Genomic DNA, 24,708 nt, shown 5'->3' with positions numbered 1-24,708 from the left:
GCCTCACTGCGCGGTGAGGTAGAGGTCCTTCGAGTAGACCAGATCCTGCGGATTCTGGTAGGGGTAGCCCTTGATGTTGGGCTTGAGCAGGCGGGACTTGACGTAGAAGTAGACCGGGGCGATGGGGGCGTCGGCCTCGATCACCGCTTCCGCCTGTTGATAGAGGCGGTTGCGCTCGGCGCCATCCTGCGAGTCGTGGGCCTTGCTCAGCAGGGTGTCGTACTCCTTGTTGAACCACTTGCCGCTGTTGGCGCTGCTGCTGGAGGTCAGGATATCGAGGAAGGTGGAGGCGTCGTTGTAGTCTCCGTTCCAGGAGTAGCGACTGACCCCGAAATCCCCTTCGTTGAGGGCCGAGACCATGGTTTTCCACTCCATGTTGTTGAGCTTGGCCTGGACACCCAGGTTGTGCTTCCACATGGAGGAGATGGCCAGCGCTATCTTCTTGTGCCCCTCGTTGGTGTTGTAGAGGATGTCTACCGTCAGCGGCTTGTCCGGGCCGTAACCCGCCTCGCCGAGCAGCGCCTTGGCCTGCTTGATCCGCTCCTCCTTGCTCATCAGCTCGCTGGCCGGTCGCTTGAGCTCGAAGCCGTCGACGATAGGCGGAGTCAGGCTGAAGGCGGAGATCTGACCCTGTCCCAGGATCTTCTCGGTGATGGTATCCCTGTCGATGGCAAGCGACAGCGCCTTGCGCACCTTGGGGTCATCGAACGGTTTGCGCTGGGTGTTGAACACGTAGTAGTAGGTGGCCAGGGTCGGCACGCTCACCAGCTCCTGCGGGCTCTGCTGCTTGAGCTGCTTGTACTGCTCGAGCGGGTAGCTGGTGTAGTGCAGCTCGCCGGCGCGGTAGCGGTTGTAGGCGGCGGTATCGGAGACGATCTCCAGATAGAGCACCTTGTTCAGCACCGTATTCTTGTTGTCCCAGTAATGGGGGTTGCGCTCGGCGATGAGGCGTTCGTTGGGGGTCCACTTCTTGAGCACGAAGGCGCCGTTGGAGACGATGTTGCCCGGCTTGACCCACTCATGACCGAACTTCTCTATGGTCGCCTTCGGCGCCGGGAAGGTGGTGTAGTGGGAGAGGGTCTTCAGGAAGAAGGGGACCGGGTTTTTCAAGGTGATCTGCAGGGTATGCTCATTGAGCGCCTTGATGCCCAGCGTATCCGGGCTCTGCTTGCCCTGGATGACCTCGGCGGCATTGGTGACGCCGGTCAGCTCGATGAACCAGGCGTAGTTGGAGGCGTTCTTGGGATCCGCCGCCCGCTGCCAGCCATAGACGTAATCGGCCGCCGTCACCGGCTCGCCGTTGGACCACTTGGCATCGGGTCTGAGTTTGAAGGTGTAGACGGTGCCGGTGGGATCGAGCTCGTAGCCAAGGGCGCCGGCAGGCTGCAGCTTGCCGTCCCCATCCAGGGTGTAGAGCCCCTCGAACAGATCGTTGACGATTTCGCTGCCCGCGCTCTCTTCCACCATCTGGGGATCGATGGAGGCGGGTTCGGTACCTATGTTGCGGATGAAGGTTTGCTGTTCTGCGGGTAACAGCCTGGTACCGGCCGGTACCTGGGCCGCCAGGACGGGGAGTGCGAACAGTGCGGCCACCGTGCCGGCAATGAGAGTCCTTTTCATTGAATATCCTTATGTTTTTTTGCTTCCAAAGCCTGGCCAGTGTGCGGGATTGATGGCGAGATCTCAAGAGGCAGACCGGTCTCCTTTGGCATGCGCCCCAGATAGGGGGCAGAGCGGGGATCTTGGCGCCCTCATGACAACATCTTCGTGATTTTTTGCCACGAATTAACATTCAAAAAGTCACCGATTGAAACCAGTTTATGGCGAGCATCTGGCAGAAAAAATGGCGGAAATGCGCATTTATCAAGCGGCTTAATTCGCTGCAAAAACAAAAAACAGACGTTACATTAGGTTACAAAACAACGCTGCCGAGGATCGGCACTTTTTTTGCTGATGCTTGCAAACGTTTTCAATGCCAACGGAAACGATCTTAAAGGAACCATAATGCGAAACATGATCACCATGGGCGAGTTCATCGTCAAAAAGCAGGCGGATTATCCCACTGCGACCGGCGAGCTGACCTCTCTGCTCAGCTCCATTCGCCTGGCTGCCAAGGTGGTGAACCGGGAGATCAACAAGGCGGGGCTGGCGGACATCATCGGCTCCATGGGGGCTGAAAACGTGCAGGGCGAGGTACAGCAGAAGCTGGACGTCTACGCCAACGAGCGCTTCAAGGCGGCGCTCGAAGCCCGTGGCGAGGTGTGTGGCATGGCCTCCGAAGAGGAGGAGGATTTCGTCTCCTTCGATTCCGAGCTCTCCCGTCACTCCAAGTACGTGGTGCTGATAGATCCCCTCGACGGCTCCTCCAACATCGACGTCAACGTCTCCGTCGGGACCATCTTCTCCATCTATCGCCGGGTCAGCAAGCCGGGTGCCGGCGTCACCCTGGAAGACTTCCTGCAGCCGGGCAACCGCCAGGTTGCCGCCGGTTACGTGGTCTATGGCTCCTCCACCATGCTGGTCTACACCACCGGCTTTGGCGTCAACGGTTTTACCTACGACCCCTCCATCGGCTGCTTCTGCCTCTCCCACGAGAACATCCGCATTCCGGAAGAGGGCAAGATCTACTCCATCAACGAGGGCAACTACATCAAGTTCCCGGACGGGGTGAAGAAGTACCTCAAATACTGCCAGGAGCGGGACGAGGCGACCCACCGCCCTTACACCTCCCGCTATATTGGCTCCCTGGTCTCCGATTTTCACCGCAACCTGCTCAAGGGCGGCATCTACATCTATCCGTCCGGCACCAACTCGCCGAACGGCAAGCTGCGCCTGCTCTATGAGTGCAACCCCATGGCGTTTCTGGTGGAGCAGGCGGGTGGCAGAGCCTCCGACGGCTTCAACCGCATCATGGATATCCAGCCCACCGCGCTGCACCAGCGCACCCCTTACTTCGTCGGATCTACCAAGATGGTGGAGCGGGCCGAGGCCTTCATGCGCGAGTTTTCCTCCCATGAAAACCCGGCCGAGCAGTCTTGACGGTCAGCATCACGGGATAAAAAACGGGAGCCATATTGGCTCCCGTTTTATTTGGGTGAGTGGCTAGCCGCTCAAGGAATGCCCCCTCAGGGGCTGGCGTGGCTGGCGAGATCCGCCAGCAGACCGTCCACCAGCTTGAGGCGCATGGTCCGCTCCTGGGTTGGCACCTGGAAGCGCAGCCGGGTCGGCCCGTCCATCTTGTAGATGCGCGGCTGCTCGGAGAGCAGCTTGACCAGATAGGCCGGGTTGACCTTGGTGTCCTGGGTGAAGTCCAGATAGCCACCGCGCTCGCTCATCTCCACTCGGCGAATGCCAAGGGCGGTGGCGCGCTGGCGGAAGGCGGCCAGCTCCATCAAGGTCTTGGTTGGTTCCGGCAGCAGGCCGAAGCGGTCGATGAGCTCCACCTTGAGTTCCCGCAGCTCCTGCTCGTCCGCCGCGCTGGCGATCCGCTTGTACATGGAAAGCCGCATGTTGACGTCCGGGATGTAGTCGTCCGGCAGCAAGGCCGGCAGGCGCAGCTCCACCTCGGTGTGCTGACTCATCAGCTGCTCGAGCGACGGCTCCTTGCCATGTTTGAGCGCCTCCACCGCCTGTTCCAGCATCTCCATGTAGAGGGTGAAGCCGACCGATTCGATCTGGCCGCTCTGATCGTCGCCCAGCAGCTCGCCTGCGCCGCGGATCTCCAGATCATGCGTGGCCAGCGCAAAGCCGGCGCCGAGATCTTCGAGCGACGCAATGGCCTCCAGCCGCTTGGCCGCATCCTTGGTCATCAGCTTGGGATGGGGGGTGAGCAGATAGGCATAGGCCTGGTGGTGGGAGCGGCCGACCCGGCCCCGCAGCTGGTGCAACTGGGCCAGACCCAGATGATCCGCCCGGTCCATGATGATGGTGTTGGCGCTTGGCACGTCGATGCCGGTCTCGATGATGGTGGTACAGACCAGCAGGTTGAAACGCTGGTGGTAGAAGTCCGACATCACCCGCTCGAGCTCGCGCTCGCGCATCTGGCCGTGGGCGATGCCGATGCGCTCCTCCGGCACCAGCTCGGCAAGATCCGCCGCGCATTTCTCGATGCTCTCCACGTCGTTGTGCAGGTAGTAGACCTGGCCACCACGCTTCAGCTCCCGCAGCACCGCCTCGCGCACCACCGCCGGTTCGTGCTGGCGCACGAAGGTCTTGATGGCCAGGCGCTTGGCGGGCGGGGTGGCGATGATGGAGAGATCCCGCATGCCGGACATCGCCATGTTGAGGGTACGCGGAATGGGGGTCGCGGTGAGGGTGAGGATATCCACGTCGGCGCGCAGCGCCTTGATCTTCTCCTTCTGGCGCACCCCGAAGCGGTGCTCCTCGTCGACGATGAGCAGACCGAGATCCTTGAAGGTGAGCTCGGCGCCGAGCAGCTTGTGGGTGCCGATGATGATGTCCACCTTGCCCTCGGCCATCTCCTTCATCACCGCGCTCTGCTCCTTGGCGGAGCGGAAACGGCTCAGCACCTCCACCCGCACCGGCCAGTTGGCGAAGCGGTCGCGGAAGTTGTCGTAGTGTTGCTGGGCCAAGAGAGTGGTGGGCACCAGCACGGCCACCTGCTTGCCGCCGTGAACGGCCACAAACGCCGCCCGCATCGCCACCTCGGTCTTGCCAAAGCCCACGTCGCCGCATACCAGCCGGTCCATGCTCTTGGCCTGGCACATGTCGCCGAGCACGGCGTTGATGGCGTTGAGCTGATCGTCGGTCTCCTCGAACGGGAAGCCGGCGGCAAACTGGCGATAGGCCTCGCGATCGTGCTTGAAGGCAAACCCGGCGCGGGCCGCGCGGTGGGCGTAGACATCGAGCAGCTCGGCCGCCACGTCGCGCACCTTCTCGGCCGCCTTGCGCCGAGCCTTGACCCAGGCCTCGCCGCCGAGCTTGTGGCTGGGCGGATTGTCGGATCCTGTGTAGCGGCTGATGAGGTGCAGGCTGGTGACCGGCACGAACAGCTTGTCGCCACCGGCGTATTCGAGGGTCAGAAACTCGGTGGGCAGGCCGCCGGCATCGATGGTCTCCAGCCCCAGATAGCGGCCGACCCCGTGATCGAGATGCACCACCGGCTGACCCTGGGTCAGCTCGCCCAGGTTTCGGATCACCGCATCGGAGCTTAAGTTCTTGCTCTTCTCCCGTTGCCGTTTGCTGCGGATCTTGCCGCCCAGCAGTTCGGTCTCGGTGATGAGCGCCAGCTCCTCTTGCCCCGGCTCTCTCAGCAAGAAACCGCGTTCGAGCGGTGCCACCAGCAGGCCGTGGCGGGCCTTGCTGGTGATGAAGGCATCCAGCGAGGCGAACTCCTTGGGCTGCAGTGCGATGCGCGTCAGCAGGTCCCCCAGCACCTCGCGTCGCCCCTCGGACTCCACCGCAAACAGGGTGCGGCCGGTAAACCCTTGCAGGAACTGGCTGAGGGCCAGCAGAGGTTGCTCCTTGCTGTGATCGAGCTGAAGGTCCGGCAGCGCCGAGATCGGCAGGTCGTGCTGGCCGGCATCGCCGGCGGTGGGGGCCTCCTGCAGCCGCACGGCCGCGTACTGACCCAGGGCGGCAAACAGCTGCTCCACCGGCAGGTAGATCTGCTGGGGTGGCAGCAGGGGCCGGGTATTGTCCCAGCGCCTGTCTTCGTAGCGCTGGCCGATGTCGTTCCAGAAGCGCTGGGCGGCGGGGTAGATCTCCCCCACGGTCAGCAGCAGGGTGTTGTCCGGCAGGTGATCAAACAGGCTGGCGGTCTGCTGGAAGAAGAGCGGCAGATAGTATTCGATGCCGGCCGGCCAGCGTCCCTTGCTCACCTCCTGATAGATGGAGCCCTCGGCACGGGAGATCTCGAACTGTTCGCGATACTGGCCGCGAAACAGCTCAATGGCGGCTTCATCGGTGGGAAACTCCCGGGCCGGCAACAGGCTGACGCTCTTGACCGGCTCGCTGGAGCGTTGTGTCTCGGGGTCGAACGGGCGGATGGAGTCCACCTCGTCGTCGAAAAAATCGATGCGATAGGGGCTGCTGCTGCCCATGGGGAAGAGATCGAGCAGGGAGCCGCGGGCGGCAAATTCGCCGTGCTCCAGCACCTGCTCTACCGCCACGTAACCCGCCTCGGCCAGGCGTGCGCGCAGCTGCTGCAGGTTGAGGCGCTGGCCGCTTTTCACCATCAGGCTGTATTTGTCGAGATAGACCCGGGGCGCCGTGCGCAACATCAGGGTGGAGATGGGCACGATCAGCACGCCGCTGCTCATCTGCGGCAGCTTGTAGAGGGTCTCGAGCCGCTGGGAGATGATGTCCTGATGAGGGGAGAAGGTGTCGTAGGGCAGGGTTTCCCAATCCGGGAACAGCAGCACCGGACAGCCCGTGTCGGCCAAGAGGTACTGCAGTTCCTGTTCGAGACGCAGGGCGCTCGGGGTATCGGCGGTCACCAGCAGGACGGGGCGAGCTGCCTCCTGGGTGAGGCGGGCGGCCATCAGCGAGAGGCTGCTGCCTGTCAGCTGGCCGAGCGTTGACTTTTGGCCCGCCTTGGCGGGCAAGGCGGGAAGCTTCATTGGCATCATTCGATTCTTTTAACGTTGACGGTCTTGCGCACGAAGTTTGAGTTGTTTGGACTGGATATGCAGGCTGGCACGCACCAGCAGTTCGCGGTCATCCTCGCGGATCCGCACATAGTCGAGCACTACATGAGTGCCGTGCTCGCTCGGTTCCAGCTGCTTGACCTGGCCGTAGCAGTAGATGGCGGAGGCCTCTTCGCGCAGAAAGATCTTTAGCCGCACTATCTGGTGCTGGTGCGGTGCCTCGCCGTGGCCCTGGCGCGGGTGCAGATAGGTGAGCTGGCCGGCGCCAAAGCGCAGGGTGTGGAAGCGGTGCTCCGGGTGATCCTGCACTGACAGCACATAGCCCATGATCATGTCGATCTTGCGCGACTGCTGGTTGATGATCTCCACCAGATCGTGCATCGACTCACTCTGGTTGCGGAGCAGGCGGCTGGTCACCATGTCGATGGAGGTGATGGAGGAGGCGATGCGAAAGGGTTCGGGCAGCTCGGCTTCCAGTGCCTCCAGCGAGGGCAGGTGAAAATCGCCGGGCATGGGGATCACATTGACCGGCGTGGCATGGGTGACGCTGAAGAACTGTTCCTGCATGGAGGCTATCCCTTGTTGTCATAGACGGTTTCCCTTTATTATCCGGTATCTTATTTTGTTGGCAACGTAGATATCCTTGAAGACTGGACTTTTTCAGCCACTGTCGCTGGCCATCGGCCTGCGCTATGCAGGCTCGCGACGCAGCAATCGCTTCGTTTCATTTATCTCCCTGTTTTCCACTTTCGGCATTGCCATTGGGGTCGCGGCTCTGATGGTGGTCATCTCGGTGATGAACGGTTTTGAAGGGCAGCTCAAGGGGCGCATCCTGGGGGTGATCCCCCATGTGGTGGTGACCAGCCCGGCGGGGCGCATCGACGCCGCGCCGCAGGGGCTGCCGGACTTGGCCAGGTTGCCCCACGTGATCGCCCATGCCCCCATGCTCGACAGCGAAGGCATGTTGCAAAGCCCGGGTCAGCTCACCGGCGTGAGCGTGCAGGGGATTGATCCCGCCCAGTGGCCCAAGGATGACATCCTGCACGCCCAGATGCAGATGGGGCGTCTGGACAGCCTGCAAGCCGGCGAATACCACATAGTGCTGGGGCAGGGGGTGGCCAATCGTCTCAAGGTCTCCATGGGCGACCAGGTCCGTCTGATCCTGACCGAAGGCACCCGTTTCACCCCGTTTGGCCGGGTGCCGGCCCAGCGCCTCTTCACCGTCTCCGGCATCTTCGGGGTCGGCGCCGACGTGGACAGCCAAGTCGCCCTGATTGCGCTGGGAGATGCCCAGCGTCTGCTGCGCCTGCCTGCGGACAAAGTAGGCGGCATCCGCCTCTGGCTGGATGATCCCTTCGCCGCTGATCAGGTGGTGAAGACGGCGCTGCCGGACGGGCTGGAGTGGCAGGACTGGCGCCGCGAGCGTGGCGAGCTGTTCCAGGCGGTGGCCATGGAGAAGCGGATGATGGGGCTGATGCTGGTGCTGATCATCGCGGTCGCCACCTTCAACATCCTCTCCGCCCTGGTGATGGTGGTGACCGACAAGGAAGGGGAGGTCGCCATCCTGCGCACCATGGGCATGAGCGAGTCTGGCATCGTCAAGATCTTCATGGTGCTGGGGGCCTCCAGCGGCGTCATCGGCGCCCTGTTTGGTGGTCTGGCGGGGCTGGCACTCTCCATGGGGCTCAACCCCCTGCTCAATGCGGTGGGGCTCAACCTCTACATGACGGCCGGCGGCTCGGGTCTGCCGGTCATCGTCGAACCCGCCCAGGTCGTGACCATTTTGCTGGGCGCCGTGTTGCTCAGCTTCAGCGCCACCCTCTACCCGGCGGCCCGCGCGGCCCGGGTCAAACCGGCCGAGGCGCTGCGCTATGAATAATTCATCTTCTGTTGTTACTGGTGCAAGTGGAGCCCCCTTTATGAATCAATCCGTCTCCTGCGAGCCGCTGCTGCGCTGTCAGGCCCTCAACCATGTCTACAAAGAGGGCGATCTGGAGACCCAGGTACTCAAGGGCATCGATCTTAGCGTGGCGCCCGGCGAAATGCTGGCGGTGGTGGGCAGCTCTGGCTCCGGCAAGACCACCCTGCTGCACCTGATGGGGGCGCTCGACAACCCCTCCAGCGGCGCCGTGCTGTTCAAGGGGCAGGACATCCATCGCTGGGACAGCCGCACCCAGGCGAAGTTTCGCAACCAGGAGCTGGGGTTTGTCTACCAGTTCCACCACCTGCTCTCCGAATTCAGTGCGCTGGAAAATGCCGCCATGCCGCTGCTGATCGCTGGCGAGTCGGTGGCCAGCGCCACCGAGAAGGCGAGCAGGATGCTGGGGCGGGTAGGTCTCTCCCACCGTCTGCACCATCGCCCCTCCGAGCTCTCCGGTGGTGAGCGCCAGCGGGTGGCCATCGCCCGCGCCCTGGTCAACGAACCCAGCCTGGTGCTGGCGGACGAGCCCACCGGCAACCTGGATCACGCCAGCGCCACCGCCGTCTATGAGCTGCTCTGCGAGCTCAACCGCGAGCTCGGCACCGCGTTCGTGGTGGTGACCCACGACTTGAGCCTGGCAGCCAAGCTCCATCGCCGGGTGACCCTGGTGAGCGGCGTGATGGCGGAGGTCGCCTGATGTTCAAACCGCTGCCCCTGTTTCTGGGCCTGCGTTACAGCCGCTCCCGTCGTCGCAACGGCTTCATCGCCTTTATCTCCGCCTCCTCCCTCATCGGCATCGCCCTCGGGGTGATGGCGCTGATCCTGGGGCTCTCCGCCATGAACGGCTTTGAGCGGGAGCTCAAAAACCGGGTGCTCTCCGTGGTGCCCCACGGCGAGCTGATGGGGATGGAGGCGCCGCTCCCCAACTGGCCAAAACTGCGAGATTACCTGCTGGCCCAGCCCGGGGTGGAGGCGGCCGCTCCAGTGATCCGGCTCGACGGCCTGCTGGAGCACGGCAGCGCCCTCAAGGGGCTGCAGGTGCGCGCCGTGCTGCCGGAGCTCGAGGCCAATCTCTCCGATGCGGGCAACTACATGACGGGGCGCGGCCTGCGCGAACTGCAAGCCGGCGAGCACGGTCTCATCCTCGGCAAGACCATCGCCGACAAGCTGGGGGTCAAGATAGGGGACACGGTGACCCTGCTGCTGCCTCAGGGGGGCGATGCCACCGGCATCAAGAACCCGAAGCGCGAGGCCCTCAAGGTGGTGGGGCTGCTCGAGATCGGCGGCCAGCTCGATGGGGTGCTCGGTTTCATGCATCTGGCCGATGCCCAGGCCATCACCGGCATGGGCAGCGCGGTGGAGGGCTTCAGTCTCAAGGTGAACGACGTGCTCAAGGCGCAGTCCATCACGGTGGCGGCCGCCCAGAAGTTTCCGCACTACGTCTACATCAGCAGCTGGATGAGTCGCCAAGGTTATCTCTATCAGGACATCCAGATGGTGCGCACCGTGATGTACGTGGTGATGCTGATGGTGGTGGCGGTGGCCTGCTTCAACATCGTCTCCACCCTGGTGATGGCGGTGAACGAGAAGCGCAGCGAGATCGCCATCTTGAAGACCATGGGGGCGAGCCCGGGCCAGATCCGGCTCACCTTCGTCATTCAGGGGATGGTGAACGGGGTGGCGGGTGCCTTGCTCGGCGCCCTGCTGGGCGGCCTGCTCTCCAGCAAGCTGACCCAGATCCTGAGCGCCATCGAGCGGCTGATTGGCCACCGTTTCCTCAATCCGGACATCTACTTCATCGACTTTCTGCCGACCGAGCTGCACATGCAGGACTTGCTCATCGTGACCGGTGCCGCCATCCTGATGAGCTTGGTGGCGACCCTTTACCCCGCCTGGCGGGCGAGCGGGCTGGTGCCGTCCCGCGAGCTGGGGCACTGATACGCGGCATCTTGTTTGCTGATAAAAACGAAGGACCCGCCGGCGCAAACCGGCGGGTCCTTCTGTTTTGAGGGTATCTGGCTGATTTAGTGGGCGTTGAGTTCATCCAGCGGCAGCGAGAAGCTGGCCACGAAGATGTCGATGAAGTAGCGCATCTCGTCGCTCATCCGGGCGGCCAGCATCTGCTCGAGGCGTTTGCGCGCCGGCTCGAACTCCCGGTTGCCGGCGTTGATCTCTTCGAGACACTTGGTATAGGCGCAGAGGGTGTCGGCATCCTTCACCAACCTGGCCAGCTCGCCGTCCTGGGCACCCGAGTCCAGCAGCGGGCGAAAATCCTCGACCAGCTCCGGCGGCAACATGCCCAGCAGGCGCTGCTCGGCGGCCAGCTCAATCTTCTTGTATTCGCGGGCAATCTCGGGATTGAAGTACTTGACCGGGGTGGGCAGATCGCCGGTCAGCACCTCGCTGCTGTCGTGATAGAGGGCCATCACGGCGGCGCGATCGGCATCGACCTTGCCGCCAAAGAGCCGGTTTTTGATGAGGCCGAGGGCGTGGGCCACCATGGCTACCTGCAGGCTGTGCTCGGCGATGTTCTCGGGCTGGATGTTGCGCATCAGCGGCCAGCGGTAGATGAGCTTCATGCGGGCGAGATTGGCGAAGAAGTGGCTGGGCAGCATGGGATACCTCAAAGATGGCAATGAAAAAGGGCAGACCCTAGTCTGCCCTTTTTTGCGGCTGTCGGCATCGCCCTTAACGAATATAGCGACCGGATTCGGCCTCCTGATTGGTGACGATCATCTGGCCGATGGGGGCCAGGCTGATGAGCGCCAGCTTGAGGTGCTGGATGCCGAACGGGATGCCGATGATGGTGACGAAGCAGGCCAGCGCCGAGGCGATGTGGCCGATGGCCAGCCAGATCCCGATCAGCACGAACCAGATGATGTTGCCAATCAGTCCCATGGTGCCGGTGCCCATGTCGCTCATCCCCGTCATGGTCTTGCGGTTGACCGCCTGCTTGCCAAACGGGAAGAAGGTGAAGGTGCCGATGACGAAGCAGGCGCGTCCCCAGGGGATGCCGATGAGGGAGATGAAACAGAGCAGTCCGGCCAGCCACCAGGCCAGCCCCATGAAGACGCCTCCCAGTACGAACCAGAGCAGATTGAACAAGAAGCGGAAAAAGGCCATGTCGGTGACTCCAGACTTATCAAGATGGCTGCCACCATAACGAGCGATGGTCATGGACGCAATGGTTGAAGGGGCGGGGCGGACAATTTGGGTCGCAGCCTGCAAGCCGCGGCCGGTCTGCCGGCTGATGAGCTGAAAAAGTAGGCTTTTGCACGAAAAAAGGTGAGCAAGTGCAAATTCTTGCAGTCTGCATCCTTGAAGTCGGGCTCGGTTTTCCCCATATAAGAGGCAGTTTTGCGCGAATTGTGCCATTGCCAGCCCGGTTTGGGGACGTGTGGCTCGACTCGATCAAAGTGCGCCGCTATAATGTCGCGTCATATTTTCTCATCACAAAGACAGTCGTTGTCTTTATAAACAGGAAGACTCCGGGCTTTGCCCAGGGGGCAATAAAGGGTCAGCACGCAGTGCTGAGTTGAACGAGGTAGAAGAATGCAAGTTTCTGTAGAGACAACCCAGGGTCTGGAACGCCGTCTTACCATCACCGTACCGGCCGCTACCGTTGACGCCGCCGTGCGCAAAGAATTGAACGGCCTGGCCAAAACCCGTCGCATCGACGGTTTCCGTCTTGGCAAGGCTCCGGTTGCCATCATCAAGAAAATGTTCGGCGCCATGGCTCATGCTCGCGTTGCTGACGAAATGATGCAGAGCAACTTCATCAAGGCCATCATCGACAACAAACTGAGCCCGGCCGGTGCCCCGACCATGGATCCGAAAGAGATCAAAGAGGGTCAGGATTTCGAATTCACCGCCACTTTCGAAGTGTATCCGGAGTTCGAAGTTGCCGGTCTGGAGACCATCAAGGTCGAGAAGCCGGTCGCTACCGTGAAGGATGAAGATCTGGCCAACATGATCGACACCCTGCGCAAGCAGCACGCTACCTGGAGCGAAGTGGACGCCGCTGCTGCCGATGGCATGCGTGTGACCATGGACTTCGTTGGTTCCATCGACGGTGAAGAGTTCGACGGCGGCAAGGCTGAAGGCTTCAACCTGGTGCTGGGCGCTGGCCGCATGATCCCTGGCTTCGAAGACGCCATCCTGGGCAAGAAAGCAGGCGACGAGTTCACCATCGACGTGACCTTCCCGGCTGACTACCACGCTGAAAACCTGAAAGGCAAAGCTGCCAAGTTCGCTTCCAAGCTGAACAAGGTGGAAGAGCAGATCCTGCCTGAGCTGACCGAAGAGTTCGTCAAGCGTTTCGGCATCGAGAGCGGCAGCGTTGAAGAGCTGAAAGCCGAAGTGCGCAAGAACATGGAGCGCGAACTGGCTCAAGCCCTGAAAAACAGCGTGAAAGAGCAGGTGCTGAACGGCCTGGTTGAAGCCAACCAGATCGATCTGCCTAAGGCTGCCGTTGCTCAGGAAATCGATGCCCTGCGTCAGCAGGCTCTGCAGCGTTTCGGCGGCTTCCAGGGCGGCAACGCACCTGAACTGCCGGCCGAGCTGTTCCAGGCCCAGGCCGAGCGTCGCGTGCGCGTAGGTCTGCTGCTGGGCGACGTGATCCGTACCAACGAGATCAAGGCTGACGACGCCCGCGTCAACAGCATCATCGAATCCATGGCCACTGCCTACGAAGATCCGAAGGAAGTGATCGAGTACTACCAGAAGAACGAGCAGATGCTGAACGGCGTTCGCAACCTGGCGGTAGAAGATCAAGCCATCGACCTGATCCTCTCCAAGGCCCAGGTGACCGAGAAAGAAGTTGCATTTGACGAAGTGATCAACAAGTCCGGTGCCGCTGCCTAAGAACATTTGACTTAAGGTCAAGACTGTTAAGTATAATGGCTCGTGTGATCTCCACTCGGGCCATTTTATTTTAGGGACAATGCCTTATGTACAAGAACTATAACGATGTGACTGAATCCCCACGCAATGCGCTCATCCCGATGGTGGTAGAGCAAACCGCGAAAGGGGAGCGTTCCTACGACATCTATTCTCGTCTGCTGAAGGAGCGGGTGATCTTCCTGACCGGTCAGGTCGAAGATCACATGGCGAATCTGGTGGTGGCTCAGCTGCTGTTCCTGGAGTCCGAAAATCCGGATCAGGACATCAGCATCTACATCAACTCTCCGGGTGGGGCCGTCACGGCCGGTATGTCCATTTATGACACCATGCAGTTCATCAAGCCGGACGTCAGCACTGTGTGCATGGGGCAGGCCTGCTCCATGGGCGCCTTCCTGCTGGCCGGTGGTGCCAAGGGCAAGCGTTTCTGCCTGCCCAATGCCCGGGTGATGATCCACCAGCCGCTGGGCGGTTTCCAGGGCCAGGCATCTGACATCCAGATCCACGCCCAGGAGATCCTGAAGATCAAGAATACCCTGAACGAGCGTCTTGCCTTCCATACCGGGCAGGACATGGCCACCATCGAGCGTGACACCGACCGTGACAACTTCATGTCCGCCGAGCAGGCCGTGGCCTATGGTCTGGTTGACGGCGTCCTGAGCCGCCGCGGCTGAGCCACGAGCTAGCCCGTACCATCGTCGAAGGCATCATCTGATTTGATGATGCCCTCAATCGGCAGATCAGGCATGGGCAGGGTGTTCCGGACTGTTGTAAACTCAACAGGACAATCCATCCTCTATTGATAAAACGAGGTTGCTGAATGACAGAAAAACGTGAGGGTGATAAGCTGCTCTACTGCTCTTTTTGCGGCAAAAGCCAGCATGAAGTGCGCAAGCTGATCGCTGGCCCTTCCGTCTACATATGTGATGAGTGCGTCGAGCTGTGCAACGACATCATCCGCGAGGAGATCCGCGAGATCTCCCCCAAGCGCGATGGTAGCGAGCTGCCGACCCCTCATGAAATCCGCGCTCATCTGGATGACTATGTGATCGGGCAGGAGTACGCCAAGAAGGTGCTGGCGGTAGCCGTCTACAACCACTACAAGCGGCTGCGCAGCGGCAGCGAGTCTGGTGGTGTTGAGCTGGGCAAATCCAACATCCTGCTGATCGGTCCGACCGGCAGCGGCAAGACCCTGCTGGCTGAAACCCTGGCTCGTTTGCTGGACGTTCCCTTCACCATGGCCGACGCCACCACCCTGACCGAAGCCGGTTATGTGGGCGAGGACGTGGAGAACATCATCCAGAAGTTGCTGCAAAAGTGCGACTACGACGTGGAGAAGGCCCAGCGCGGCATCGTCTACATCGACGAGATCGACAAGATCTCCCGCAAGTCGGACAACCCCTCCATCACCCGCGACGTGTCCGGGGAAGGGGTGCAGCAGGCCCTGCTCAAGCTGATCGAAGGGACCATCGCTTCCGTGCCGCCGCAAGGTGGTCGCAAGCACCCGCAGCAGGAATTCTTGCAGGTGGATACCTCCAAGATCCTGTTCATCTGCGGTGGCGCCTTTGCCGGTCTGGACAAGGTGATCGAGCAGCGCTCCGTCAAGGGCACCGGTATCGGCTTTGGTGCCGAGGTCAAGTCCAAGAGTGCCAAGGCGACCTTGAGCGAGAGCTTTGCAAAGGTGGAGCCGGAAGATCTGATCAAATACGGTCTGATCCCCGAGTTCATCGGTCGTCTGCCGGTGGTAGCGACCCTGACCGAGCTGGACGAGGCAGCCCTCATCCAGATCCTGAAAGAGCCGAAGAACGCGCTGACCAAGCAGTATGCCGCGCTGTTCGATCTGGAAGGTGTGGAACTGGAGTTTCGTGACGACGCGTTGAACGCCATTGCCCGCAAGGCGATGGAGCGTAAAACCGGCGCCCGCGGTCTGCGTTCCATCGTGGAAGCCGTGCTGCTCGATACCATGTATGACCTGCCGTCGCTGGACGGTGTCAGCAAGGTGGTGATCGACGAAACCGAGATCAAGGGGGACTCCGCGCCCTTGATGATCTACGAAAATCCCGAGACCCAGGCCGCCGCATCAGAGTAAATGTCTGATTTTTAATCAAATGAAAGGGGCTTTTTGCCCCTTTCATGCTTTTTGCGGTTTCGGCGATTGAATCTCATCTAAGCGCCCCCATATACTCAGCCAAGCGCTTTGCCAACGGTATAACAAGCCGAGAGGACATATATGAACCTAGAGCGTTCAGAACGCATCGAGATTCCCGTCCTGCCTCTTCGTGACGTGGTGGTTTACCCCCACATGGTCATTCCACTCTTTGTGGGGCGGGAAAAATCCATTCGCTGTCTGGAAGCGGCCATGGAGCAGGACAAGAAAGTTCTGCTGGTGGCCCAGAAGGATGCGTCAACCGATGAGCCGACGGTGGAGGAGATCTTCTCCGTCGGGACAGTGGCCAATATTCTGCAGATGCTCAAGCTGCCCGATGGCACCGTCAAGGTGCTGGTGGAAGGGGGCCAGCGTGCCCGTCTTGAGCGGATGATCGACGACCGGGACTTCTTCGTTGGCGAGGCGCAGTACATCGCCTCCAAGGCGATTGAGGAGAAGGACCAGGATGTGCTGGTGCGCTCCGCCATCGGTCAGTTCGAAGGCTATATCAAGCTCAACAAGAAGATCCCGCCCGAGGTGCTCACCTCGATTTCGGCGATCGACGATGCGGCGCGCCTGGCCGATACCATGGCTGCCCACATGCCGCTCAAGCTCGAAGACAAGCAGAAGGTGCTGGAAATCGCCTCCGTGTCCGAGCGCATCGAGTTTCTGATGGCCATGATGGAGTCGGAGATTGACCTGCTGCAGGTCGAGAAACGCATCCGCTCCCGGGTCAAGAAGCAGATGGAGAAGAGCCAGCGCGAGTACTATCTCAACGAGCAGATGAAGGCCATCCAGAAAGAGCTGGGTGAGCTGGAAGACAGTCCGGATGAGTTCGAAGCCCTCAATCGCAAGATTGAAGAGGCCGGCATGCCGGAAGATGCCCGTGAGAAGGCGCAGGCCGAGCTCGCCAAGCTGAAGATGATGTCGCCCATGTCGGCCGAGGCCACCGTGGTGCGCAGCTACGTCGACTGGATGGTGCAGGTGCCGTGGAAGGCGCGCTCCAAGGTCAAGAAAGACCTGGGCAAGGCGCAAGAGGTGCTGGATGCCGATCATTATGGCCTGGAGAAGGTCAAGGATCGCATCCTCGAGTATCTGGCGGTGCAGGCGCGGGTGAACAAGCTCAAGGGCCCCATCCTTTGTCTGGTTGGGCCTCCCGGTGTGGGCAAGACCTCGCTGGGTCAGTCCATCGCCAAGGCCACCGGTCGCAAATATGTGCGCATGGCGCTGGGCGGCGTGCGTGACGAGGCGGAGATCCGCGGTCATCGTCGTACCTACATCGGTTCCATGCCCGGCAAGCTCATCCAGAAGATGGCGAAAGTCGGCGTGAAGAACCCGCTGTTCCTGCTCGATGAAATCGACAAGATGAGCTCGGACATGCGCGGCGATCCCGCCTCCGCCCTGCTGGAAGTGCTGGATCCCGAGCAGAACAACAGCTTCAACGATCACTACCTGGAAGTGGATTATGATCTGTCGGACGTGATGTTCGTGGCCACCTCCAACTCCATGAACATCCCGGGTCCGCTGCTGGACCGGATGGAAGTGATCCGTCTGTCCGGTTACACCGAAGACGAGAAGCTCAACATCGCCAAGCAGCACTTGGTCTCCAAGCAGATCCAGCGCAACGGCCTGAAAGAGTCCGAGATCACCATAGAGGATTCCGCCCTGGTCGGGGTGATCCGCTACTACACCCGCGAGGCGGGGGTGCGTAGCCTGGAGCGCGAGATCTCCAAGATTTGTCGCAAAGCGGTCAAGCGCATCCTGCTGGACAAGAGCATCAAGCATGTTCAGGTCAATCAGGCCAACCTCAAGGAGTTCCTCGGGGTGCAGCGTTTCGATTACGGCAAGGCGACCGACCAGAACCAGGTGGGGCAGGTGTGTGGTCTGGCGTGGACCGAAGTGGGGGGCGATCTGCTCACCATCGAGACCACCAACATGCCGGGCAAGGGCAAGCTCACCTACACAGGCTCTCTCGGTGACGTGATGCAGGAGTCCATCCAGGCCGCCATGACGGTGGTGCGGGCCCGTGCCGAGAAGCTGCGCATCAATGCCGACTTCTACGAGAAGCGCGACATCCACGTGCACGTACCGGAAGGGGCCACCCCCAAAGATGGTCCTAGCGCCGGTATCGCCATGTGTACCGCCCTGGTCTCCAGCTTGACCGGTAATCCGGTTCGTGCTGATGTGGCCATGACGGGGGAGATCACCTTGCGCGGCGAAGTGCTGCCCATCGGCGGTCTCAAAGAGAAGCTGCTGGCGGCTCATCGTGGTGGCATCAAGCGTGTGCTGATCCCGAAAGAGAACGAGCGGGACCTCGAGGAGATCCCGGACAACGTCAAACAAGACCTTGAAATTCATCCGGTTCGCTGGATTGACGAGGTACTGGAACTGGCGTTGCAGGACAATCCGCAAGGGTTTGAGCGCGTTTCTGTCGTATAAATGTTGATGCGCCGCAAATTTGGCGCATTCGGGCGGTGGTTAAGGCTTGCATGCTCCGGATAACGGAAGTAGCCTTGACCACCGATCGGGAACTCATGATGAGTCGCAAGGCGTGATGTGGCGCGGGTTTGCGCCAGATTGTCACTTGCAACTGATCAGGAGGCTTGCTATAAAACCTCCACTTGTTGTGGCCAGGGAAATCGGCGCCGCAGCGATGTTCGATAAAAGGGGAATATAAGAGTGAATAAATCTCAACTGATTGACAAGATTGCAGACGGTGCTGATATCTCCAAAGCCGCTGCTGGCCGTGCGCTGGATGCTTTCATTGACGCCGTCGGTGAAGCTCTGAAAGAGGGTGACCAGGTTGCTCTGGTTGGTTTCGGTACTTTCGCCGTGCGCGAACGTGCTGCCCGTTCTGGCCGTAACCCGCAAACTGGCGCGACCATCGAAATCGCCGCTGGTAAAGTTCCTGCCTTCAAAGCCGGTAAGGCCCTGAAAGACGCGGTCAACTAAGCCGGGCGCTGATTCTACATCGGCTACCGTCCTTGGTCACAGACCAGACAAGTGAGAGGGCTCTCCCTCATACTGATTGACCAAGGCGCATCGCAATCGGTGCGCCTTTTCATTATTTACGCCCATCGAGTTCGGGAGCATAAGTACAAACATGATGTTGGATAAACTACGCGAAGGGGCGCAGGGCAAGGTGGCCAAGGTTATCTTGGGCCTGATCATCCTCTCCTTTGCCTTGGCCGGTGTAGGTAGCTATCTGAACGGTCCGGCCCGTACCGCCCCCGCCACCGTCAACGGCACGGATATCACTGCCGCGGCACTGGAAAATGCCTACCGCAACGAGCGCGCCCGCATGGAGTCCCAAATGGGGGAGTCCTTCAATCAGCTGGCCGCCAATCCCGATTACATGAAACAGTTCCGTCGCGGCGTACTGGACAGACTGATCGATCAGGCCCTGTTTGACAGCAAGGCCCGTGAACTGGGTCTGCGAGTCAGCGATGAGCAGATCAAGCAGGCCATCGTCGCCATGCCCGAGTTTGCCGAAGAGGGCAAGTTCAACAACGATCGCTACCTGCAGCTGATCCGCCGTGCCGGCATGACCCCCGAGATGTTCCGTGACTCCCTGCGCCAGGACATGGTGCGTCAGCAACTGATGGGCGCCCTGCTGGGCACCGAATTTGCGCTCAAGGGTGAAGCCGAGCAACTGGACAAGCTCTACAACCAGACTCGCGATCTGCGTCTGGTGCGCCTGGCCGCCTCCGCCTATCTGGGTGACGTGAAAGTCTCCGATGAAGAGGTGGAGCAGTACTACAAGGCCAACAGCAACCGCTTCATGAACGACGAGCAGGTCAAGGTTGACTATCTGCTGCTGGACGCCGCCACTCTAGGCAAAGACGTCAAGGTGAGCGAACAGGATGCCCAGGACTACTACGATCAGCACCAGGATCTGTTCCAGCGTGCCGAGCGTCGCCACGTGGCTCATATCCTGATCCCGTTTGGCAAGGACGAGAAAGCAGCCGAGCAGAAAGCTGAAGCCGTACTGGCCAAAGCCAAGGCGGGCGACGACTTCGCCGCCCTGGCCAAGGCTGACTCCTCCGATACCTTCTCCGCCAAGAAGGGCGGCGAGTTGGATTGGTTCGAGAAAGGGGTGATGGATCCGGCGTTCGAGAAGGCGGCCTTTGCCCTGGCCAAGGCCGGCGATCTCTCCGCCGTTGTCAAGAGCCCGTTCGGTTTCCACGTCATCAAGCTGCTGGGGGTTGAACCGGCCCAGACCAAGCCGTTTGCCGATGTGAAGGCAGAGACCATCAGCCGTCTGCAGAGCGACAAGGCCAAGGAGCTGTTCTTTGCCGAGCAGCAGAAGATGGCCGACAGCAGCTTCGAGAACCCGGACTCGCTGGACTTGACCGCCGAGACCATGGGCCTCAAGGTGCAGTCCACCGGTTACTTCAGCCAGGCTGATGCCCCGGCACCGCTCAACGATCCCAAGGCGCTCTCTGCGGCCTTCTCCGAGCAGCTGCGCGATGACAACACCAACTCCGACGTGATCGAGCTGGCTGACGGCAAGGCGCTGGTGATGCACATCACCGGTCACCAGCCGAAAGCGGCCAAGGCGCTGGCGGAGGTGAAAGAGCAGGTGATTGCCGCCATCAAGCACGACAAGGCCAGTGAAGTGGCCCGTGGCAAGGCGCAGGGTCTGCTGGACAAGCTCAAGGCCGGCGAGAACATCCAGCCCGAGCTGACTGCACTGGGTCTGAAGGTGGAGAGCCACGATGGCGTCGCCCGTTTCGCCCAGGATCTGGATCAGAACCTGGTGGCACAGGCCTTCCGCATGCCTCATCCGGTCGATGGCAAGCCGAGCGTCGAGCTGGTGACCGAAGCCAATGGCGACCGCGTGGTGGTGGCCCTGGACAAGGTGACCGTCGCCAAGGAGCCGTCCGGCATGGCGAAGCTGCTGCAAGGCCAGCTGGGTCAGGGCAAGGCTCAGGTGAGCTACAAGTCGCTCATCGACGAGCTGCGCAAGTCTGCCAAGATTGAGTACTTCACCGACGTGGAAGCCACGGTCGAATAAGTCGAACCGATCCCAGTCGATATGAGAACGGCCCCTTGATGGGGCCGTTTTTTTATCTGCACGCGGCAGAAGGGGCGGGATGTGCTGCTCGTTCTGGCCGAAGACCAGCTGCCTGGCCGAAGATAAGCTGCGGGAGCCAAACCCTTGGCTCTTCTGGTCCGCATCCCAAGAGGGAGCCTTGCCAACAGGCATAAAAAAACCGGCAACGCGTGCCGGTTTTTATCGTGCAGCCAGAAGGCCGGGAGTTACACCACGCCCTGGGTACGCAGGTAATCCTCGTAGGTACCGCCGAAGTCGCGGATCCCGTTCTCGGTCAGCTCCAGGATGCGGGTCGCCAGAGAGGAGACGAACTCACGGTCGTGGGAGACGAAGATCAGGGTGCCCTTGTACATCTCCAGCGCCAGGTTCAAGGATTCGATGGATTCCATGTCCAGGTGGTTGGTCGGTTCATCCATGATCAGGATGTTGGGGCGCTGCATCATCAGCTTGCCGAACAGCATGCGGCCCTGTTCACCACCGGAGAGTACCTTGACCGGCTTCTTGATGTCGTCCTGGGAGAACAGCAGACGGCCCAGCACGGAGCGTACCGCCTGCTCGTCTTCGTTCTCCTGTTTCCACTGGGCCATCCAGTCGAACACATTGAGGTCGGTGTCGAAATCTTCGGCGTGATCCTGAGCGTAGTAGCCGATCTGGGCGTTTTCGGACCACTTGATGGTGCCGGTATCCGGTGCCAGTGCCCCAACGAGGGTCTTGATCAGGGTGGATTTACCGATCCCGTTGGTACCCAGAATGGCGACCTTCTCGCCCACTTCCAGCATCATGTTGAGGCCCTTGAACAGGGGACCGTCGCCATAACCCTTGGAAACGCCTTCGATCTCCAGGATGTTGCGGTAGAGCTTCTTCTCCTGCTCGAAGCGGATGAAGGGGTTCTGACGGCTGGAGACCTTCACTTCCTCAATCTTGATCTTGTCGATCTGCTTGAGGCGGGAGGTGGCCTGGCTGGACTTGGAGGCGTTGGCGCTGAAACGCGACACGAAGGATTGCAGATCGGCGATCTGGGCCTTCTTCTTGGCGTTGTCGGCCAGCAGGCGCTCACGGGCCTGGGTAGCGGCGGTCATGTACTCGTCGTAGTTGCCCGGGTAGACGCGCAGCTCGCCGTAGTCCAGATCCGCCATGTGGGTGCAGACGGAGTTCAGGAAGTGACGGTCGTGAGAGATGATGATCATGGTGCTCTCGCGATCGTTGAGCACCTGTTCCAGCCAGCGAATGGTGTTGATGTCCAGGTTGTTGGTCGGTTCGTCCAGCAGCAGGATATCGGGGTTGGAGAACAGCGCCTGTGCCAGCAGCACCCGCAGTTTCCAGCCCGGCGCCACTTCGCTCATCGGGCCGTTGTGCTGCTCGATGGGAATGCCGGCACCCAGCAGCAGCTCGCCTGCGCGGGCTTCGGCGGTATAGCCGTCATACTCGGCGACCTGGCCTTCCAGCTCGGCAGCCTTCATGTAGTCGTCGTCGGTCGCTTCCAGGTTGGCGTAGATGGCGTCGCGCTCGGCAATGGCGGCCCACAGCTCGGTGTGACCCATCATGACCACGTCCAGCACGCGCATCTCTTCGTAGGCGAACTGATCCTGACGCAGCTTACCGATCCGCTCGTTGACGTCCAGGCTCACATTACCGCCAGTGGGCTCCAGATCGCCGCCGAGGATCTTCATGAAGGTGGACTTGCCACAGCCGTTGGCGCCGATAAGGCCGTAGCGGTTGCCGCCGCCAAACTTGACGCTGATGTTCTCAAACAGCGGCTTGGCGCCGAACTGCATGGTGATGTTGTTGCTTGAAAGCACTGGAATGTCCCGGTTGATCTGTCAAATGGCGCGCATTATGGCACAGATCCCCCAAAAGTTTTAGCAAGAACTGTGATCCGGGCCTATTGCAGGAGGGATTTGGATGGTGGGGCTGGGCACTCGCGCACCCTGGCGGCCATGGCCGCGTCGATCGAATCGCAACGGTGGCTAACCGCTGCCTGTCGGCATGAAAAAAGCCGGCCCTGAGGCCGGCTTGCAACTGTCAATCGAAGGCTCAGTGGGAGCTGGCGCTGGCGGCGCCAAGCCCGGTCTGGGAGCGAACGAACTGCGGGAAGAACTTGGCGTGCTCGTCGGCGGCATTTTGCGACTTGTCGGTCACCGAGAAGAACCAGATCCCGACAAACGCCAGCCCCATGGAGAAGAGGGCGGGGTACTCGTAGGGGAAGATGGCCTGGGCGTGGCCCAGCACCTTCACCCACACGGTCGGGCCCAGGATCATCAGGCTGACTGCACTCACCAGCCCCAGCCAGCCGCCATAGACGGCGCCGCGGGTGGTCAGGCGTGACCAGAACATGGAGAGGAACAGCACCGGGAAGTTGCAGCTGGCGGCGATGGAGAAGGCCAGCCCCACCATGAAGGCGATGTTCTGCTTCTCGAACAGGATCCCCAGCCCGATGGCTACCACACCCAGCACTATGGTGGTGAGCTTGGAGACGCGCAGCTCGTCGGCTTCGTTGGCCTTGCCCTTCTTGATGACGCTGGCGTAGAGGTCGTGGGAGACCGCAGAGGCGCCGGCCAGGGTCAGCCCGGCCACTACCGCCAGTATGGTGGCAAACGCCACGGCGGAGATGAAACCCAGGAACAGGCTGCCACCTACTGCATTGGCCAGGTGAACGGCCGCCATGTTGGTGCCACCGAGCAGGGCGCCGGTGGCACCCTTGAAGTCAGGGTTGGTGCTGACCAGCAGGATGGCGCCAAAGCCGATGATGAAGGTGAGGATGTAGAAGTAGCCGATGAAGCCGGTGGCATAGAACACCGACTTGCGGGCCTCTTTGGCGTCACTCACGGTGAAGAAGCGCATCAGGATGTGGGGCAGGCCGGCGGTGCCGAACATCAGGGCCAGACCCAGCGAGATGGCGGAGATGGGATCGGCGACCTGGCCGCCCGGGCTCATGATGGCGATCCCTTTCTCGTGCACTTTCACCGCTTCGCTGAACAGGGTACCGATGTCGAAGTTGACCGACTTCATCACCATGATGGCCATGAAGCTGGCACCGGAGAGCAACAGCACCGCCTTGATGATCTGTACCCAGGTGGTGGCCAGCATGCCGCCAAACAGTACGTAGAGCACCATCAGGATGCCGACCAGCACCACGGCCACGTGGTATTGCAGGCCGAACAGCAGCTCGATCAGTTTGCCGGCACCGACCATCTGGGCGATGAGGTAGAGGGCGACCACCACCAGCGAGCCGCTGGCGGAGAGGGTGCGCACCTCGGTCTGCTTGAGGCGATAGGAGGCCACGTCGGCAAAGGTGTATTTGCCGAGATTGCGCAGTCGTTCGGCGATCAGGAACAGGATGATGGGCCAGCCCACCAGAAAGCCGATGGAGTAGATGAGACCGTCGTAGCCGGAGGTGTAGACCAGCGCCGAGATGCCGAGGAAGGAGGCGGCGGACATGTAGTCACCGGCGATGGCCAGACCGTTCTGGAAGCCGGTGATGCGGCCGCCGGCGGCGTAGTAGTCAGCGGCTGAACGGTTGCGTTTGGAGGCCCAGTAGGTGATGAACAGGGTCGCCGCCACGAAGGCCACGAACATGATGATGGCCGGGATGTTGAGGGGCTGGCGATGCACTTCGCCGGTCAGCGCATCGGCCGCCAGCAGGGGGAACGATGCCAGCAGGGCTGGCAGCAGCAGAAACTGGCCTTTCATGATTGCACTCCCTTGAGGATCTTCTGGTTCAATTCGTCAAACTCGCCGTTGGCCCGAAACACGTAGACACCGGTCAGCACGAAGGCGGACAGGATGAGACCTATTCCGACCGGGATGCCGCGGGTGACGGAAGATCCTTCGCTCAAGGGGGTGCCAAGCCAGCCGGGGGCAAAGGCGATGAGCAGGATGAACGCCAGGTAGAGCCCCAGCATCATGATGGAGAGGGTCCAGGCGAAGCGCTGGCGCTTGGCGACCAGCGCCTGGAAGTTGGGATCTTGCTGGATCCGAAGATAAGGTTGCTGTTCCATTGCAGTGCTCCATGACGTTGAGTGTCAGCGGTGGATGAAGGGGTTCCCTACCGGGCAGCCTAAGCTGCCCATGTAATCAG

At 60.9% G+C, this 24,708-nt stretch carries 18 protein-coding genes; 10 read left to right on the top strand and 8 right to left on the bottom strand.

The genetic code is table 11. The annotated features are described in order from the left end of the window. Nucleotides 1-3: 3 nt before the first annotated feature. On the bottom strand, nucleotides 4-1,620 hold the full coding sequence (locus CAK78_RS10780; RefSeq protein ID WP_094697257.1) for a peptide ABC transporter substrate-binding protein: 1,617 nt from the start codon (nucleotides 1,618-1,620) through the stop codon (nucleotides 4-6). Between the two features lie 384 nt (nucleotides 1,621-2,004). On the opposite strand from CAK78_RS10780, the gene fbp reads away from it, so the two are divergent. Continuing rightward, nucleotides 2,005-3,039, top strand: a complete 1,035-nt coding sequence (gene fbp, locus CAK78_RS10775) for a class 1 fructose-bisphosphatase (protein ID WP_094697256.1) — start codon at nucleotides 2,005-2,007, stop codon at nucleotides 3,037-3,039. An 86-nt stretch (nucleotides 3,040-3,125) separates the two neighbouring features. Here fbp and mfd read toward each other — a convergent pair whose 3' ends face one another. Both mfd and CAK78_RS10765 read right to left on the bottom strand, forming a co-directional pair. Beyond that, nucleotides 3,126-6,590, bottom strand: a complete 3,465-nt coding sequence (mfd, locus tag CAK78_RS10770) for a transcription-repair coupling factor (RefSeq protein ID WP_094697255.1) — start codon at nucleotides 6,588-6,590, stop codon at nucleotides 3,126-3,128. Between the two features lie 9 nt (nucleotides 6,591-6,599). Continuing rightward, nucleotides 6,600-7,175: a PilZ domain-containing protein gene (locus CAK78_RS10765; protein ID WP_094697254.1), complete on the bottom strand. Its 576-nt coding sequence runs from the start codon at nucleotides 7,173-7,175 to the stop codon at nucleotides 6,600-6,602. A 76-nt stretch (nucleotides 7,176-7,251) separates the two neighbouring features. Here CAK78_RS10765 and CAK78_RS10760 point away from each other — a divergent pair, with 76 nt between their 5' ends. The 3 genes from CAK78_RS10760 to lolE are packed head-to-tail and all read left to right on the top strand — an operon-like array spanning nucleotide 7,252 to nucleotide 10,467. Then, nucleotides 7,252-8,487: a lipoprotein-releasing ABC transporter permease subunit gene (locus CAK78_RS10760; RefSeq protein WP_017781394.1), complete on the top strand. Its 1,236-nt coding sequence runs from the start codon at nucleotides 7,252-7,254 to the stop codon at nucleotides 8,485-8,487. Nucleotides 8,488-8,527: 40 nt separating this feature from the next. Next, nucleotides 8,528-9,226, top strand: coding sequence for a lipoprotein-releasing ABC transporter ATP-binding protein LolD (gene lolD / locus CAK78_RS10755; RefSeq protein WP_176452750.1), 699 nt, complete (start codon nucleotides 8,528-8,530; stop codon nucleotides 9,224-9,226). Then, nucleotides 9,226-10,467: a lipoprotein-releasing ABC transporter permease subunit LolE gene (lolE, locus tag CAK78_RS10750; protein ID WP_094697252.1), complete on the top strand. Its 1,242-nt coding sequence runs from the start codon at nucleotides 9,226-9,228 to the stop codon at nucleotides 10,465-10,467. The genes lolD and lolE overlap by 1 nt, the downstream gene beginning before the upstream one ends. Before the next feature lie 86 nt (nucleotides 10,468-10,553). Here lolE and yfbR read toward each other — a convergent pair whose 3' ends face one another. Together yfbR and CAK78_RS10740 are read right to left on the bottom strand one after the other, a co-directional pair. Then, nucleotides 10,554-11,144 (bottom strand): 5'-deoxynucleotidase, encoded by a 591-nt coding sequence (gene yfbR / locus CAK78_RS10745; RefSeq protein WP_005301530.1) that lies wholly within the window; start codon nucleotides 11,142-11,144, stop codon nucleotides 10,554-10,556. Nucleotides 11,145-11,217: 73 nt separating this feature from the next. Continuing rightward, complete coding sequence (locus CAK78_RS10740) at nucleotides 11,218-11,652, bottom strand: YccF domain-containing protein (protein WP_010633795.1); 435 nt, start codon at nucleotides 11,650-11,652, stop codon at nucleotides 11,218-11,220. 429 nt (nucleotides 11,653-12,081) lie between these two features. Between CAK78_RS10740 and tig the strand changes: the two genes are divergently transcribed. The 6 genes from tig to ppiD all read left to right on the top strand — a co-directional run bounded on the left by tig (nucleotide 12,082) and on the right by ppiD (nucleotide 20,591). Next, the gene (gene tig / locus CAK78_RS10730) at nucleotides 12,082-13,392 is read left to right on the top strand and encodes a trigger factor (RefSeq protein ID WP_094697250.1); all 1,311 of its coding nucleotides are present in this window, start codon (nucleotides 12,082-12,084) and stop codon (nucleotides 13,390-13,392) included. 86 nt (nucleotides 13,393-13,478) lie between these two features. Beyond that, entirely contained in the window at nucleotides 13,479-14,102 is a 624-nt protein-coding gene (gene clpP, locus CAK78_RS10725) for an ATP-dependent Clp endopeptidase proteolytic subunit ClpP (protein WP_005301526.1), read from the top strand. 146 nt (nucleotides 14,103-14,248) lie between these two features. Next, nucleotides 14,249-15,517 (top strand): ATP-dependent protease ATP-binding subunit ClpX, encoded by a 1,269-nt coding sequence (gene clpX / locus CAK78_RS10720; protein WP_094697249.1) that lies wholly within the window; start codon nucleotides 14,249-14,251, stop codon nucleotides 15,515-15,517. 141 nt (nucleotides 15,518-15,658) lie between these two features. Beyond that, complete coding sequence (gene lon, locus CAK78_RS10715; protein ID WP_094697248.1) at nucleotides 15,659-18,013, top strand: endopeptidase La; 2,355 nt, start codon at nucleotides 15,659-15,661, stop codon at nucleotides 18,011-18,013. Nucleotides 18,014-18,253: 240 nt separating this feature from the next. Further along, nucleotides 18,254-18,526 carry a nucleoid-associated protein HU-beta gene (gene hupB / locus CAK78_RS10710; protein WP_005315375.1) on the top strand — a complete coding sequence of 91 codons (273 nt, stop codon included), beginning with the start codon at nucleotides 18,254-18,256 and terminating at the stop codon, nucleotides 18,524-18,526. A gap of 151 nt (nucleotides 18,527-18,677) precedes the next feature. After that, nucleotides 18,678-20,591: a peptidylprolyl isomerase gene (ppiD, locus tag CAK78_RS10705; protein ID WP_176452749.1), complete on the top strand. Its 1,914-nt coding sequence runs from the start codon at nucleotides 18,678-18,680 to the stop codon at nucleotides 20,589-20,591. 245 nt (nucleotides 20,592-20,836) lie between these two features. Here the strand turns inward: ppiD and CAK78_RS10700 are convergent, their stop codons facing one another. From CAK78_RS10700 to CAK78_RS10690, 3 genes are all read right to left on the bottom strand, one after another. Beyond that, nucleotides 20,837-22,429, bottom strand: a complete 1,593-nt coding sequence (locus CAK78_RS10700; protein ID WP_094697247.1) for an ABC-F family ATPase — start codon at nucleotides 22,427-22,429, stop codon at nucleotides 20,837-20,839. A 235-nt stretch (nucleotides 22,430-22,664) separates the two neighbouring features. Next, nucleotides 22,665-24,320, bottom strand: a complete 1,656-nt coding sequence (locus tag CAK78_RS10695) for a cation acetate symporter (protein WP_094697246.1) — start codon at nucleotides 24,318-24,320, stop codon at nucleotides 22,665-22,667. After that, nucleotides 24,317-24,628 (bottom strand): DUF485 domain-containing protein, encoded by a 312-nt coding sequence (locus CAK78_RS10690; RefSeq protein ID WP_094697245.1) that lies wholly within the window; start codon nucleotides 24,626-24,628, stop codon nucleotides 24,317-24,319. Before CAK78_RS10690 ends, CAK78_RS10695 begins: the two co-directional genes overlap by 4 nt. Nucleotides 24,629-24,708 lie beyond the last annotated feature (80 nt).

The organism is Aeromonas sp. A35_P, from assembly GCF_002259925.1.
GTDB lineage: Bacteria > Pseudomonadota > Gammaproteobacteria > Enterobacterales > Aeromonadaceae > Aeromonas > Aeromonas dhakensis.
Note: the sequence above shows the minus strand (reverse complement) of the source record. Positions and strands in the feature narration are given on the sequence as shown.